This is a genomic window from Bradyrhizobium sp. CIAT3101, assembly GCF_029714945.1.
In the GTDB taxonomy this organism is placed as follows: domain Bacteria; phylum Pseudomonadota; class Alphaproteobacteria; order Rhizobiales; family Xanthobacteraceae; genus Bradyrhizobium.
In genome coordinates this window covers 8,672,673-8,686,012 of the sequence record NZ_CP121634.1, presented here as the reverse complement: position 1 = coordinate 8,686,012, position 13,340 = coordinate 8,672,673, and the positions used below count along the sequence as shown (strand labels likewise).

Below are 13,340 nucleotides of genomic sequence, written 5' to 3'. Positions count from 1 at the left end.
CCGGTCTCGTTTGATCCTGTCAGTGTTCTGTGGGAGAGGTGCGGTCTCGCATTTGCCTCAGCCACAATGCCGCCGTTTCCCGCATCCTCTTTCTTTCTCTACCTCGAAACCGGCCTGCTTCTTGTGTTGCGAAGCCGCCTCTGCCAGGTCTTTTTCCGCTTAAGTCTGTGTTCAGCGCTCGGACGCACCTTTGCCTCGTTGGCTTGATCTGGCCGAAGACCGGCTGCGCCTCGATCGTCTGAGCCGCAACGCCGCCGGTTGAGACTTTCTTCCCCTGGGCTACGCCCATTCCTCGCGAGGCAAGAAAGTCTCCCCGCCGGCGTCCTCCGCTCCGCTCCGGCCCGCGAAAGAGTGGGTGCGTCGCCGATCGTCTTCGGCCGTCAGATCGCCATCGAGGCCGCGGTGGTCGCGGAGCTCGAAACAACTCAAGGAGAAGTAACATGGCTAGCATCGGAACTTTCAAAAAGGTCGGCAACGACTTCCAGGGCGAGATCGTCACGCTGAGTCTGCAGGCCAGGGGCGTCCGCATCGTCGCCGAGGCCAACCGCTCAAACGAGAACGCTCCCAGCCACCGCGTCTATGTGGGCCGGGCGGAAATCGGGGCAGCCTGGTCGAAGCGCTCCGAGGAAGGCCGCGACTACCTCTCGCTCAAGCTCGATGACCCCTCGTTCAACGCGCCGATTTACGCGAACCTGTTCGACGACGAAGCCGGCGACGGCTACACGCTCCTCTGGTCCCGCCCCCGCAAGACCGGCGAGTAAGCGCTCGCGACGCCAACGCCCCGCCCGATCTCATCGGGCGGGGCTTTATCTAGCGAGCCCAATCCGAGCAGCGCGTCATTTCCTGTAACGTGAGCGCGCCGGCTTACGACCTTTGCGCAACGTCTTAGGTGGGCTCGCTCCTTTGGGCGGTTGGACGAAGAACTCGGATAGATGAACACCGAGTCTTTTAGCGAGCCTGTCGAGAAGATCGATGGTTGGGTTCTCTGCTTGTCGCTCAAGGCCGCCCATATATGAGCGGTCAATGCCCGCATCGTAAGCCAATTGCTCCTGCGGAATGCCGAGATCCACGCGAATCCGGCGCACATTCCAGGCCACAAGCGCACGAGCTTTCATGCGCGAAAGCAGCCATTTGGTGGGTCATCAAACCACTGGCTATAGCCGTCCTATTGCACTAAGTTCACCGAATGCAGGTAGCGAACCCGGCGCGTGGGCTTACATGAAAAAGCTGGAGCTGGATCCAGAAATCGCGGATGTCGTGCCGAATGCATCGGTGTTGACGAGCTATGACGAGCAGCATCTGGTGACGTATTGGCGTCTCCTCGATGCTGAGGCCGCCGGCGCCGACTGGAAAGAAGTTGCGCGGATCGTGTTGCATCTTGATCCTGATTGCGATCAGGCCCGCGCTCGCAGTGCATACGACGGGCATTTGGCTCGCGCAAAATGGATGGCTAAGCAGGGCTACAGCCACTTGCTCCGCATTGGCGCCCGCAAATAGCAAAAATCTATCCTATGGATCGCGCCTCGGAAAAAAATTCCCTCGTTGCCGTGATCGCCTAAGTGTATCACGTGATGCTCAATTCGTGGGTCCGGCGCGCATTGACCGGTCGCGACCAAGAATCGGGAACTGGCGCATCGAAGTCGCACTCACTCCACCGCGCGAGCGGCCAAGCGCCTGATCTTCAGACCCCCTCCTTTTGTGCCCCCTGGGGGCATACTGATGCATTCGGACGAGGGTAGTATCGACGATCAAATATTTTGGGTCTGGATCATCGGACATCGAAGATCCACCTCCAAACAGCCTTGATGCTCCGCCCGCTGAAGCGCGGGAATACGCTGCCCCCTTCCCCGAATGCCTCCGGAAGATCACGCGCTAGGGAGAGCCCGCACATTCCAAGCACACCTTTCACAAACATCCGCACTGCCGAGCCCTTCTGGTTCGACCGGACTATGATCAGCGGCGCCTTCGCTCCCGGGCCGCGTCGCTCAGCACCAAAAGATCCATCACACACAACGCCGCTTCCAAAAAGAAAACTTGAATCTGACGTGCTCTCAAATGGGAGTCCCTAGAGTCCGGGCCGCCTAGAGCTTGCATATCACAGCCTGCATCATAGGCCGCACGAACTCGGTGCGAGCTAACGCCATGCACCAGTTCACTCCCTTCACGTTGAACGAGAGCACGGAGAAAGGGAGAACTGGATGAACGAGATCCTGCTGCTCGTCTCCGGTTGCCTGCGCATCGCTAGCGACCCTCCAAAGCTCTTTCTCGGAGTTCGGCAACACGGGTGAGACAGCTTGCCGTCAGCTTGACCAAGTACGCTCGCAGCGAGGGAGCGACAACCTTAGCAAAGGTAAATCGATATGCTCAATCGAATCAGCCACTCATCAACACTCGCTGGCCAATCTGAAGAGCTAAGTAAGTCGGCAAACAGTGACAGGTTTGATCAAGCTCTTGCGGGTCTGCCCGAAAGAATGGGGTGCTGCACCAGTAAGGCAGATGCCGCGGATCCAGCCAGCCCCGGCGCATCCTCTCCACCTAGGATGAGCATCTCCCTGTCCCAACACATGACGGCCGAATTGCAGGACGCGAACAGGGTTAACATCTGCGTTGGACTCACTGCAGGATGGCTCAGCAATCTTCCGAACAGCCCGAGATCCCGAATGGCTGCGCTGCTACCCGGCTCGGACGGGCACCGTTCAGCGGCTGTGTGCCAGCGGAACTATGAGGGGCTTGTGCGATCTTTGCGGGGCGAGGACATAGAAAGGTCTGAGGCGGGTTTTCGTGCAAGGGCTACCGTGTTGAGGGACGCTGGCCTAAATCCGTCTGAAGCAGGGAACACATACACATTTGGCAATGCGACGAGCTTCTCGGAATTGGCGGGCAAAATCACCGCCGATGGGAGAGCGTATTCGCTCAGCCTATGTTTCGAGCGGGGCGGACGACGCGAAAGGCACCTGGTTGCGACATCAGCGTCGGGCGGAATGGTCACGCTGTTCGATCCTAACTATGGAGAATTTGCTGTTCCACCACAGCAGATCGGTGAGTTGTTCGAAAACCTCGCCAATCGTTACAGAAATCCCAATGGATTGGAATTGTTGAGCATCACTACCCAAAGGGTACGGACTGAGTAAGACGTTGCAGTAGCCCTCGACCGGATGTTTAGCGCCGGTGATAACCGAGCCGTCATCACTCTCGCTGCCGTCGCCTTATGGATGCGATAGATGTCCACACTGCCTAAGCCTGGCTCCGCCAATGCCCCGTCCGATCCAATCGGGCGCGGCACTCTTCAAGGCCGGCAGTAAGCGTCACTGAGGTGCGATCCCTCCGGACCGGCCTCATTCTTATCAGTTTCGCCTCCCGGAGGTGGGACGCGGTCTGCAAAATTCTTCATCAGGCAAGACAAGATCCACGTGGCTGACGCCGAGGACCTCTGCGAGCTCGAACAGCGTCACCACAGTCGGATTGCGCCGACCAGTCTCCAACCCGCTGATGTATTGTTGAGTAAAGCCGGAAGCCTCGGCGAATTTCTCCTGCGTGAAGCCTTTCCGCTTCCGCAGCTTTAGGAAATTCCGGCCCACCAACTTGCGCATGTCCATCGGCGCAAGTTGCGTCTTTACATACTATGAGGTTTATCTCCTATAATGTGTATTCCCAAGTAGGGATTTTTGCGGAATTCTCATGCAAACACCGCTTGCCCCCGATCTCGCAGACTTGGCCCCCACAGATGCGGCGTTGACCTCCTATGACGAGCAGCATCTGGTGACGTATTGGCGACTCCTCGATGCCGAGGCCGATGGCGCCGATTGGAAAGAGGTTTCCCGGATCGTGTTGCACCTTGACCCCGAGCGCGAACCCGAGCGCGCTCGCAATGCATTCGACAGCCATCTGGCGCGCGCAAAATGGATGGCTGAGCGCGGTTACCGCCACTTGCTCCGCTCTGATGGACCCAAATAGCAAAATATGTCGTCTGAGCTGCCCCCTTGGAAAAGATCTCTCCCAGTGATGGGGTGATCGCCTGCGCGCATCACCGGTGATGCACAATAAGGGACTTCCCCAACAACCCAGCGCTTTATAGACACTGCGCCGCAATTTTTCTTTGGGGGAGATCAAGCAGTGTCGAAATTCGACTGGCGCTCACCGGAGTCCTATCAGAGCGTTACAGCAGGCGAGTCGTCCGATTTCGCTTGGGAAAGCCTCCGTCGCAATCCCGAATATCAAGCTGATTACCGCGACACGCTCTCAAAACACGGGCAAGTGACCACTGAGTTTCGGAGGAAATGGGGGCTCTGCTTTCGCTCATGACCCGCAGAGGTGTTTTCACGAGCAGGCCATCTTCTGGGCGCCGGAGGCTCTGCCAGCCGTGGTATCGCTCGTTGAAAGCGCTTGCGATCCACATGGCGTTGCCGCGACGGTCAAGCTTGCCGAGCTTCCATCGGACAGCGTCCGAGAGGCAGCTGATGGTTGGCATGCTGTATTGCATATTCACGGAAGCCGACATCACCTGCGTCTGAAGCAGGCGCCACGTTTTGGTGTCGCTTATTCAATCGAGCTACTGATACACGACGCGGACTTCGAGATCCGCGCGCACGCCTCACTTCGATTGTGGCGTGCGATCAATGGCCGTCCGCCAGGACCTCCTATCGCTCTACTTTCGGCACAACGGCGTAAACGATTGGCTCTGAGCCTCCGTGCCCTGGACGGCCACATGGACGGCGCCTCCTATCGTGTCATCGCCGAGGTCCTGTTTGGTCCAAGGCGCATCTCTGAGCAGGCCTGGAAAACCCATGCGCTGCGTAGCCGAATTATCCGCCTGCTTAAGGTCGGTTTAGCACTCATGCGCGGTGGCTATCGTGCATTGCTGCGTCCTTCATCTGCTAAGAAAAAGGGGCGTCGATGATCGTTCGTCGGCCCCGGAAGCACTCCATCGCGCCATCGTGGGCGTACGCCACAAGTCTTGGGAACGCTGCAGAGACGTTGTCGGCCTGCAGCCACGCCGGCGGGTTTGTTTGGCACGGAGATCAAAACGTCACCTCTGACGCCAGACCACGATTGGGCTGCTGAACGCAGACCGAGTCGTCCGTTCGGATCCTCGATGGCGTCGCGGCGGCTGTTCCCCGAATTGGCGGAATCAAGTGTGCTAGGGCGGGCTACGGGCGGCGGCTTGGGACGGCCGAGACCGTCAGATCTTCGCCGAGAGCAACTTGGCAATTGTTCTGATCTGTGCCGGATACCTTGGCCAACCATGCCTCAAATGCCGCAACCGGTGTTTTTCAACTCTCACGTTGGTCTGCGGATGACATCGGAAGCTGCGGCTCGAGCAGCCCCTGAAATAAAGAGGGTGTGCCGAGCGACACGATGTTGCCTTCACGGTACGCACGCATACCATTACGACGGGCCTTGGCCCAGCGCATCTTGAGCGGCCTTCGCTGCCATGAGCGCCTCAGTCAGCTCCGCTGCGATTGAATTTCCGATCCGCAAATTCTCCTCGCTCTTGGATGCGGCTAAACGTTGTGCTTGCAGGAGTATCGAGGGGCCGAAAGCCAACAAGGAGTTCTCTTGAGCTTGCTGGCCAATACTGTTCAGCTCGGCTTCGCTAGCTGCGATGTCAAATGATCCTCCTGTCTTACCTTCCAGGAAGTTCCAGCAGCTTCGAAATAGCTGACGGTAGCCTTCGGTGACTTCCGGGCCCTTATCCACTACGCCAGCTTGTTCTGCAAACCGAAGATCCTGCTCATAACCGAGCTCTATCAAAAGCTGCGCGCCAACAAGATCTGTCACGACCTGCATCTCTTCGATGCACAATTCGGTTTGCCAGGCCTGGACTGAGCGATCGTCAACGGTCTTTTTCTCGAGGATCTTTCGATCGCCGAACGTGCTAGACCGGAGATATTCCGTTTGCGCCAATGGCGCCGATGACATGTCCATCGGGGCGTGTCCAAGGCCAGCAATCACGCGCCGGATTTCCTCGTCGGGACGCGTCACAAGTACTTCATACTGCACCACTTGTGTGTGGAGTTCACTACGGTACGCCGCAAGCGCGGGCAGACCCAGAACAAGGTCGGCGAGCGAAGATGCAATCGCGGGCGTAGGCCGACCCAGCACGATATCGGCTACGCACGATGCGATCGCCGGCGGGGAACTGGCCGCCAGAAGCGGAACGGCCCACGTCGATTTCAGTGATGCGGCAATGGCGTAAGGATTGCGCATCAGAACGATCCGCGGCGCCTCCGGATAGAGCAAATCCAAAAAGTCGAGCACGGTCCAATACCGCGGGGTCTTGTCTATCAGGGTGCGCTTGCCGGCAGCTGCCAAATACTGCCCGTAGGCTGCATCAGCAAAAGCGCGCGTGACGCCCGTTCGATCTATTCGGCCCAAGAATTCGGAGGTTGCGGCCTGAACCATTGAGGTCCCGGCGGGGTGACGGTGGTCGACCCGACCAAAAGCCTCAAGTGCCAACATCAGCCAGGGCTCAGGCGGAGCCAAAATATCCGGGTGCGACTGAAGCAAATGGGCCAGCAACGTTGTCCCCGAGCGGGGAAGCCCCAGAAGAAAACATACCGCAGGCAAATGGTTTGCATCCTGATTCATCATTCAACGTATCTCCTTGGATGGACCGAGCGGCCGTCCTGGCTCCTTCATATGGTAGAAAGAAACAGCACGAGCGACGCGCTTCAGTTGGTTTCAGCGCTTCGCATCAACAGATGTCTCTCATCCGGAACGATGACGTCATCCAGCGATAAAATCCGACGACATGTCCTCGCGCTTTGGCCTCTGCACTCCGTGACTGCCGAAGGCATATTTCCGATGGACTCAGACGCGGGCGCACCAAACCCAATACGCGTACAAAATGCGGTTGTTCAGTGTCGTTGCGGGGCAGATTTGCTTCGGCGTTTGTCGCCCATTCGGGCCCGATCGTTAGAATGAGCGCATGCATGCTTCGCACCATTTAGCTGACATGAATTCGATCCTGTTAGAGCGCAGCAATTGGGCCGCGACCATTTTCTTGTGGGGCCAGAGCTGCTTAATGCTCGCTCACTCGCAAGCAGCTGAGCGATATCGACATGGAGAGCCGTAGCAAAGCTATACAATAGTTTATCGGAAATAGTTGCTGACGCTACCCAGAGGAGCTGTCGAATGGATCTTGCACGATCAAGCTCACGCGTCCTTCCCAGGTAAGACGACTGCAATGAGTCTGCGTCTCGGCTGATGCTCGCTGCAAACTCTAGAGTTCTTCTCAGGGCCTGGGCGAAGATGCCAGCTCATCTGAACGCCTGGATTCTACGAAGCGTGCTTAATATCTGCCATTCCTAAGATTGGGAAAAATCGATAGTTTGGATCATTGCATTCACAGACCGGATAGATGTCACCTAGAACGGCAATTCCGTGCCATTTATTTAGTCAAACCGCCGCTCGTTGCGCACTTCGATGCGCGCAGGCGATCTCGGCCCGTCTCTGGCACTCAGTAACGGCCATCAACCAAAACCTATGTCCCCAGTTTCGTGCGTCGCGAATGATTGGTGTTGGTGATGCGTGCCTTCGATGGAAAGATCGACGGGCACCACGTCGTCCGCAAGTGTCATTCGGTCTCGAACGATCCTAGCGCGCGGCTCTAAAACAAACAGATTTTGCAGGGCATGCGCGCTTCGCGCAATCTATTCCGCGCCGATGGGCGACGGCCAACCAACGGCGCTCTGCCTGTCATCTGGCACCGAACGAAGCAGGGGTGCCGAAAATCATCTCTGCATCTTCGGCATCCCCCTATGAGCGTTTACTCCTCCATGATGCTCGTGGGCGCGCGACCAACCCCGCTCGCTCTCCAGACGAGCACGGAGCTTTCCAAATGCCCGATCCGACCGCCGGCCTGCCGCCGCGATTATTGCGTACCCCTGAAGCGGCGCGATTTCTCGGACTGTCCGGCCGAACTCTGGAAAAGCATCGTACCTATGGCACGGGCCCGATCTATCGCAAGCTTGGCGGTCGCGTTGTTTATGCGCTCGAAGACCTGAAAGCCTGGGCTGATCGCGGTGCTAAGAAATCAACCAGCGATCCAGGCATAGGTACGGTCTTGCCCGCCAAGCGCCACACACCCATTCCTTATGCGGGCAAGGAGAGGCGCTGACCCATGTCGCACGGCAAATCCTCCGCTCATGAACGGCGTCATTCGGAGCGCGGTCAACTCGATTTGTTTCGCTCGTTGCGCGGCGATTTAACACCGCGCGATGCGCAAGATGTGGTCGCAGATGCGTTGTTCTCGCTGGCAAAGTCGAAACAGGTTGTCCCGTTCGACTTTCGCGCCGGGACAATCACGATTCGTGTGGAGGCTGTGCCGGAACATGGCATGGCGACGGCCTGGAATGCGGACGTTTTGATTTGGTCCGCTTCGCAGATTGTTGTGGCTCGCGATGGCGTCTCGAAAACGTCCATGTTGATGGCGGCTACTGCTTACGCAATCCTAACCTTTGGGGGCTGTGGCACCAACGTGCGAAACTGCGAGCGCCTCGACGCCGCAGTCGACCCTCTGCACTCGACAACGGTCTTGACCTCGAGTCGCCCGCCGACTGAGCTCCGACGGCATCGTTTCTCCTGGATGGACCAATGGCCCGAGACGGTCGATTTGCACGGCTGTGCCTACGGAATCGAGCTGATCTTGCCGGACCCGTACTACACGGGTGTTCTGGATGAAGGGCTCGTGTTGACGATCGACTGCACCCATTTCGATCTGACGGGTGGAATTGAGCGCCGGCTTTACCGTCTGGTGCGCAAACATGGCCGCCGTCAAGCAGGTGGCTCGGGCTGTGATTTCGTCCACCTTCAGGACATGTCGGGCAGTCTATCCCAGCTCAAGCACTTTGCTTATGACCGGCGGCGCCAGATCGTTCATCGTCAGACTCTGCCGCGATATGAGCTTGTCATCATCCGTGATAATCACGGTGTGGAACGATTGGGTTTCGCGCCAATTCAGGTCCGGCCCAATGCAGAACGGCCGCGAAGGCGCGGTCGCATCTCTCAGTTAGGGCAAAGCGGCTTGAATCGCATCGCGCTATCAGGCCCGAGAGCTCTCGTGCGGTCGGTCACCGGAGCCTCGTGCCATCGCGGACAAAATTCACCATTGACGTTCTATCGTGCAATCGCTTTTCGCGCCCGTAAATCTGCCAAATTTGAATTCTTCGGATTCCTGCTAACGGATCAGGGCTTTTCGTCTCCGATCGGCAACGCGACCGTCGCAACGCCTGCTCAACGGCCCCTTTCGACCTTTCATCAAAACCGTTTCGCCGCTGCCAATCTCGTTGCTACCGTTTTGCGAAGGCTAAGCGGCGTTTGGGGCGGTCAAGAGACGTCTCTGAACAGAGGAGCCGTCATATGAGCGAGCTCACAACCGTTGAACTCTTGTGGGTGAAGGGACGGATCGAGAATCGCATTCGCTTCGGCCGGCCGGTATCTGAAAAGATCATTGACCGTCACCGCCGCGTTCTTTCGTTCGAGAGCGGTAGCATTTTCGCTTTCGTGCGTTGGACATCTAATGAGTTTGGAACAGTTCTGTCCCGCATCGACATTTTACGCGCCGCGTCATCACGGCAGCGATATTCAACTATCCCCTGGGTCATGCCCGGCGGAGAGAGCCTGCTGCGATTGTCCGGATGGACGAAAGTCGAGCGCGCGCTGCAATTGGTCGACGCGGTGGAGGCACTTGGCATCAATCCTGCAGATGCTGCGCCGGATTACTGGCATCATGTTCACAACCGTCTCTCTGTCAGCGAAAACCCGCGGGCCTACACTCAGGCGCGCCATCAGGCGTGGCTCCGCCGTCGAAAGCGAGGGCTCTGATGGGCCGGCTGACGATTATTCTGGCGATCTGCGGATCGGTAGCTCTCGCATCAAGGTCCGGCACAGAAGCCGTGCCATGCTACATCTGGAACGCTTCTGAGAGCGTCCCGATTGGCCTCTATCGTCTACAGCCAACGCAAGGATTGACTGTCGCTGAGCTTGTGGCCGTTCGGCCGCCCGAACCACTTTCGAGCTTCCTGGACTTGAACGGCTATCTGCCGACCGGTGTTCCCATGCTCAAGCGCGTCCTGGCGTTGCCCGGACAAACCGTTTGCAGAAATGGCTTCGCCCTTTCCGTCGATAACATTGAGATGGGGCTGGCGCGGGAACGCGACACACGTGGCCGGCCGCTGCCGGTCTGGCGCGGATGCCGCCTCATAGCGCCGGATGAAGTCTTTCTCATGAACCGGCAGTCGGCCGGTTCGCTCGATGGGCGGTACTTCGGGCCACTTCCGGCATCCGCCGTCATCGGAGAAGCCCTGCCCGTGTGGACAGAGAGGGACTGATCTTGCTCGGCCGGGTTCGTCGATACGCAGTTTCGCAGGTCGATAGATCGCAGTCCTCCTGCTTCATCACGGCGAGATTTCTAAAGACAATCATGCCCAGCGCGTGTCGGCGATCGCCTCACATTCAGCGGCGGAACCAGCTACCCACAGTGAGCTCGAGCGCAAGCACCTGCGCTATAATGTATGCAATGGCGGCCCGCCTGATTGGAGCTGTGCTGGTTCTCCAATTGCCGTCGTACACTTCGGCTGAGACGGTAATACCGGCTGTCAGCCTGCACTCGCCGAGCTCTCCACATGCGGACTTATACACTGCATCCTTGACTGAAGCCTCTCGCCGATTTGCGGTCCCAGAACACTGGATTCGGGCTGTGTTGCAAGTCGAGAGCGGCGGCAATGTGGGCGCCATTTCCTCCCGGGGCGCCTTGGGCCTGATGCAAATCATGCCCCAGACTTGGGTCGAGCTAAGTACTCGCTACAATCTCGGTGTCGACCCCTTTGACCCCCACGACAACATTCTCGCAGGCACGGCCTACCTTCGCGAGATGCTCGACCGGTTTGGATCGCAGGGTTTTCTCGCAGCTTACAACGCGGGTCCAAAGCGCTACGAGGCCTATCTGGCAACGGGGCGGCCACTGCCTGACGAGACAAAAATCTACGTTGCCAGGCTCGTAGAGTTGATCGGCATCAAACAGCCCGAGCCCACGACTTTGGCGATCCCAAGTGCCGTTCCGTGGCGGCAGGCAGCATTATTCTTTGACCGCTCTGGCTCGTCGGCTCATGCCAGATCGACACCCGCTCGGCGTCCAATGAACAGTCCGAAAGAATTCCCGAACAGTGGCGGGCTCGCGCTCGTACCAGGCGCGGCCCAGCTTTTTGTGGAGCGATCGGCGCAAACGGAGTCCCGATGATCGCAATCGCATTTCGTCGCGCGTTGTCGAAGTTTGTCGTGAGTTGGAGGGCGCTAGGGAACTTGCAGGGACTAGCCGACCGCGGATGGCAAGGGAAAAGGCCGGCCGTCGGTCCGACCGTTGGTGGTTGGATGGATTGGGCAATTTGCTGTCAGCGCAACTGCTCCTGCCATCGCTTCTGCAAATTACCCGAACGAAATCAACCTCGACTGCGCCATCTCTCAGCCGCACGAGGCTCTTTTGCGCCATGACAATGCGGGACGATGACATACGCGTCAGGCCCGGGCGCATTGACCACGGTAACCGTGTTGCAAGGCGGCCACAGACATTCGTCGGGCAGGTCATGCGTGCCGCTAAGAGAGCGGGGCACGTTGGCAACAGCTTCCGCTCAGGCCCGGACCGCAGCCGCTCCCGCTTCGGCCGGGGCCGGCGTGCGGCAATCGCGATCCGCTTGCGCTCGAATGCCCGGCGCGTGGTCACAAAGGCGCGTGTGGTGCGCCATCGGGGAGCGCGATTCCGCTCTGCGCCGCTATCTAAGCATGTCGCTTATCTTAAGCGTGAGGGCGTTACGCGGGATGGCCGGAACGCCTTGATGTTTGACGCCACCTCTGACGCAGCCGACGAGCGGGGTTTTGCCGAGCGCTGCGAGAGTGACCGTCACCATTTCCGGTTCATTATCTCGCCTGAGGACGGCGCGGCGCTTGGTGACCTGAAGGCATTTACGCGCGAGCTTCTGCGCGATGTCGAAAAAGATCTCGCGACCAAGCTCGACTGGATTGCAGTCGATCACTGGAATACGGACAACCCGCATGTCCATCTGTTAATTCGCGGCCGTGCCGATGACGGACAGGATCTTGTGATCAGCCGCGAGTACATCAGCCGCGGTTTGCGCGATCGTGCCGCCCACCGCATCACCCTTGAGCTTGGACCCCGGAGCGAACAGGAGGTTCGCACCGGCCTCGAACGGGAGGTCGAGGCTGAGCGCTGGACCAGCCTTGACCGAGCGCTGCGTGAGATCTGTGATGACTGCGCCGGTGTGGCGGACCTCAGGCCGGAAGGGAAGGGTGAGGATCCTGAACTGCGCCCCCTGCTGCTCGGCAGGGCGGCCAAGCTTGAACGCCTCGGCCTTGCCGAATCCACAGGTCCCGCCTGCTGGACCTTAAAACCAGGGCTGGAGCAGACCCTTCGTCAGCTCGGCATGCGCGGCGACATCATCAAGACCATGCATCGGGCGATGAGTGCTGGGGGGCGGGAGCCGGACATCGCCACCTTTGCCCTGCACGGAGAAGAACCCACCGATCCGGTCCTTGGCCGCCTGGTTCAACGTGGTCTGGATGATGAGCTGAAGGGGACCGCTTATGCGATCGTCGCGGGCCTCGATGGTCGAACCCATCATCTGCGGTTCGGCGACCTCGAATTTACTGGCGATGCGCCGGCCGGCGCTATCGTCGAGTTGCGCACCTATACTGATGCGAGTGGAAAGCCGCGAATGTCGCTCGCGGTTCGCTCAGACCTCTCGATCGAGGAGCAGGTGAGCGCGAACGGTGCGACCTGGCTCGACCGCCAGCTTCTCGCCAAAAATCCGTCGCTCAGCGGGGGCGGCTTCGGGGCCGAGGTCCGGTCCGCAATGGATGCGCGCCTCGATCACCTCGCTGGCCAAGGCCTTGTGCAGCGGTCCGGACGGCGCATTGTGTTTGCGCGCGACTTGCTCGCTGCCTTGCAGCAGCGCGAGCTGCAAGCCGCTACTGCAAAGCTTTCTACCGACTCAGGACTTATCTATCAGCCCGTAACTGAGGGCGATCAAGTGACCGGCATCTACCGTCAGCGCGTAACGCTTGCCTCCGGGCGTTTCGCTATGATCGACGATGGGCTCGGTTTTGAGCTGGTGCCTTGGCGGCCGGCTTTGGAACAGCATCTCGGAAAGCAGGTATCTGGCATTGTGATGCCTGGCGGCAGAGTCGATTGGAATGTCGGCCGTAAGCGAGGATTGGGAATATAGCCTGAAGAGGCGGGCTTGGTCTAAGGAAAGAGCAATGCCCGATAGACAGATCATAGTCCCGTCTGCTCCTTTGCTGGTATGCCTTTCAGCCAAAGTCGTGGC

Annotated in this window: 14 protein-coding genes and 2 pseudogenes; 12 read left to right on the top strand and 4 right to left on the bottom strand. The window is 58.7% G+C overall.

Annotated features, from left to right (window positions below):
* The first annotated feature begins 440 nt into the window (after nucleotides 1–440).
* Complete coding sequence (locus tag QA645_RS40360) at nucleotides 441–761, top strand: DUF736 domain-containing protein (protein WP_283046540.1); 321 nt, start codon at nucleotides 441–443, stop codon at nucleotides 759–761.
* 75 nt (nucleotides 762–836) lie between these two features.
* Here QA645_RS40360 and QA645_RS40355 read toward each other — a convergent pair whose 3' ends face one another.
* Entirely contained in the window at nucleotides 837–1,115 is a 279-nt protein-coding gene (locus QA645_RS40355; RefSeq protein ID WP_061849729.1) for a helix-turn-helix transcriptional regulator, read from the bottom strand.
* Between the two features lie 103 nt (nucleotides 1,116–1,218).
* Here QA645_RS40355 and QA645_RS40350 point away from each other — a divergent pair, with 103 nt between their 5' ends.
* Nucleotides 1,219–1,497 (top strand): DUF2285 domain-containing protein, encoded by a 279-nt coding sequence (locus QA645_RS40350; RefSeq protein ID WP_063690605.1) that lies wholly within the window; start codon nucleotides 1,219–1,221, stop codon nucleotides 1,495–1,497.
* Nucleotides 1,498–1,644: 147 nt separating this feature from the next.
* On the opposite strand, the pseudogene QA645_RS40345 reads toward QA645_RS40350, so the two are convergent.
* A pseudogene (locus QA645_RS40345) lies at nucleotides 1,645–2,004 on the bottom strand (IS5/IS1182 family transposase); the annotation flags it as partial.
* 356 nt (nucleotides 2,005–2,360) lie between these two features.
* On the opposite strand from QA645_RS40345, the gene QA645_RS40340 reads away from it, so the two are divergent.
* Nucleotides 2,361–3,131 (top strand): YopT-type cysteine protease domain-containing protein, encoded by a 771-nt coding sequence (locus QA645_RS40340; protein ID WP_349253160.1) that lies wholly within the window; start codon nucleotides 2,361–2,363, stop codon nucleotides 3,129–3,131.
* Between the two features lie 213 nt (nucleotides 3,132–3,344).
* Here the strand turns inward: QA645_RS40340 and QA645_RS40335 are convergent, their stop codons facing one another.
* On the bottom strand, nucleotides 3,345–3,596 hold the full coding sequence (locus QA645_RS40335; protein WP_061849726.1) for a helix-turn-helix transcriptional regulator: 252 nt from the start codon (nucleotides 3,594–3,596) through the stop codon (nucleotides 3,345–3,347).
* A gap of 82 nt (nucleotides 3,597–3,678) precedes the next feature.
* On the opposite strand from QA645_RS40335, the gene QA645_RS40330 reads away from it, so the two are divergent.
* From QA645_RS40330 to QA645_RS40320, 3 genes are all read left to right on the top strand, one after another.
* Nucleotides 3,679–3,954 (top strand): DUF2285 domain-containing protein, encoded by a 276-nt coding sequence (locus tag QA645_RS40330; protein ID WP_283046536.1) that lies wholly within the window; start codon nucleotides 3,679–3,681, stop codon nucleotides 3,952–3,954.
* A 159-nt stretch (nucleotides 3,955–4,113) separates the two neighbouring features.
* Nucleotides 4,114–4,302, top strand: coding sequence for a DUF6499 domain-containing protein (locus tag QA645_RS40325; RefSeq protein ID WP_082885067.1), 189 nt, complete (start codon nucleotides 4,114–4,116; stop codon nucleotides 4,300–4,302).
* Between the two features lie 58 nt (nucleotides 4,303–4,360).
* Entirely contained in the window at nucleotides 4,361–4,897 is a 537-nt protein-coding gene (locus QA645_RS40320; protein ID WP_349253159.1) for a DUF2285 domain-containing protein, read from the top strand.
* A gap of 488 nt (nucleotides 4,898–5,385) precedes the next feature.
* Here QA645_RS40320 and QA645_RS40315 read toward each other — a convergent pair whose 3' ends face one another.
* A complete protein-coding gene (locus tag QA645_RS40315; protein ID WP_283046534.1) occupies nucleotides 5,386–6,591 on the bottom strand; it encodes a sulfotransferase in 1,206 nt (401 codons plus the stop codon).
* Nucleotides 6,592–7,840: 1,249 nt separating this feature from the next.
* Here QA645_RS40315 and QA645_RS40310 point away from each other — a divergent pair.
* The 6 genes and pseudogenes from QA645_RS40310 (at nucleotide 7,841) to QA645_RS40285 (ending at nucleotide 13,238) form a co-directional block, all read left to right on the top strand.
* Complete coding sequence (locus QA645_RS40310; protein ID WP_283046532.1) at nucleotides 7,841–8,119, top strand: helix-turn-helix domain-containing protein; 279 nt, start codon at nucleotides 7,841–7,843, stop codon at nucleotides 8,117–8,119.
* 3 nt (nucleotides 8,120–8,122) lie between these two features.
* Nucleotides 8,123–9,004: pseudogene (locus tag QA645_RS40305) on the top strand (replication initiator protein A); the annotation flags it as partial.
* Nucleotides 9,005–9,360: 356 nt separating this feature from the next.
* Nucleotides 9,361–9,825 carry a DUF2840 domain-containing protein gene (locus QA645_RS40300; protein ID WP_283046529.1) on the top strand — a complete coding sequence of 155 codons (465 nt, stop codon included), beginning with the start codon at nucleotides 9,361–9,363 and terminating at the stop codon, nucleotides 9,823–9,825.
* On the top strand, nucleotides 9,825–10,331 hold the full coding sequence (locus QA645_RS40295) for a S26 family signal peptidase (protein ID WP_061849723.1): 507 nt from the start codon (nucleotides 9,825–9,827) through the stop codon (nucleotides 10,329–10,331). Before QA645_RS40300 ends, QA645_RS40295 begins: the two co-directional genes overlap by 1 nt.
* Before the next feature lie 368 nt (nucleotides 10,332–10,699).
* Nucleotides 10,700–11,239 carry a lytic transglycosylase domain-containing protein gene (locus QA645_RS40290; protein ID WP_283046526.1) on the top strand — a complete coding sequence of 180 codons (540 nt, stop codon included), beginning with the start codon at nucleotides 10,700–10,702 and terminating at the stop codon, nucleotides 11,237–11,239.
* 247 nt (nucleotides 11,240–11,486) lie between these two features.
* The gene (locus tag QA645_RS40285; RefSeq protein ID WP_283046524.1) at nucleotides 11,487–13,238 is read left to right on the top strand and encodes a DUF3363 domain-containing protein; all 1,752 of its coding nucleotides are present in this window, start codon (nucleotides 11,487–11,489) and stop codon (nucleotides 13,236–13,238) included.
* The last annotated feature ends 102 nt before the right edge of the window (nucleotides 13,239–13,340 follow it).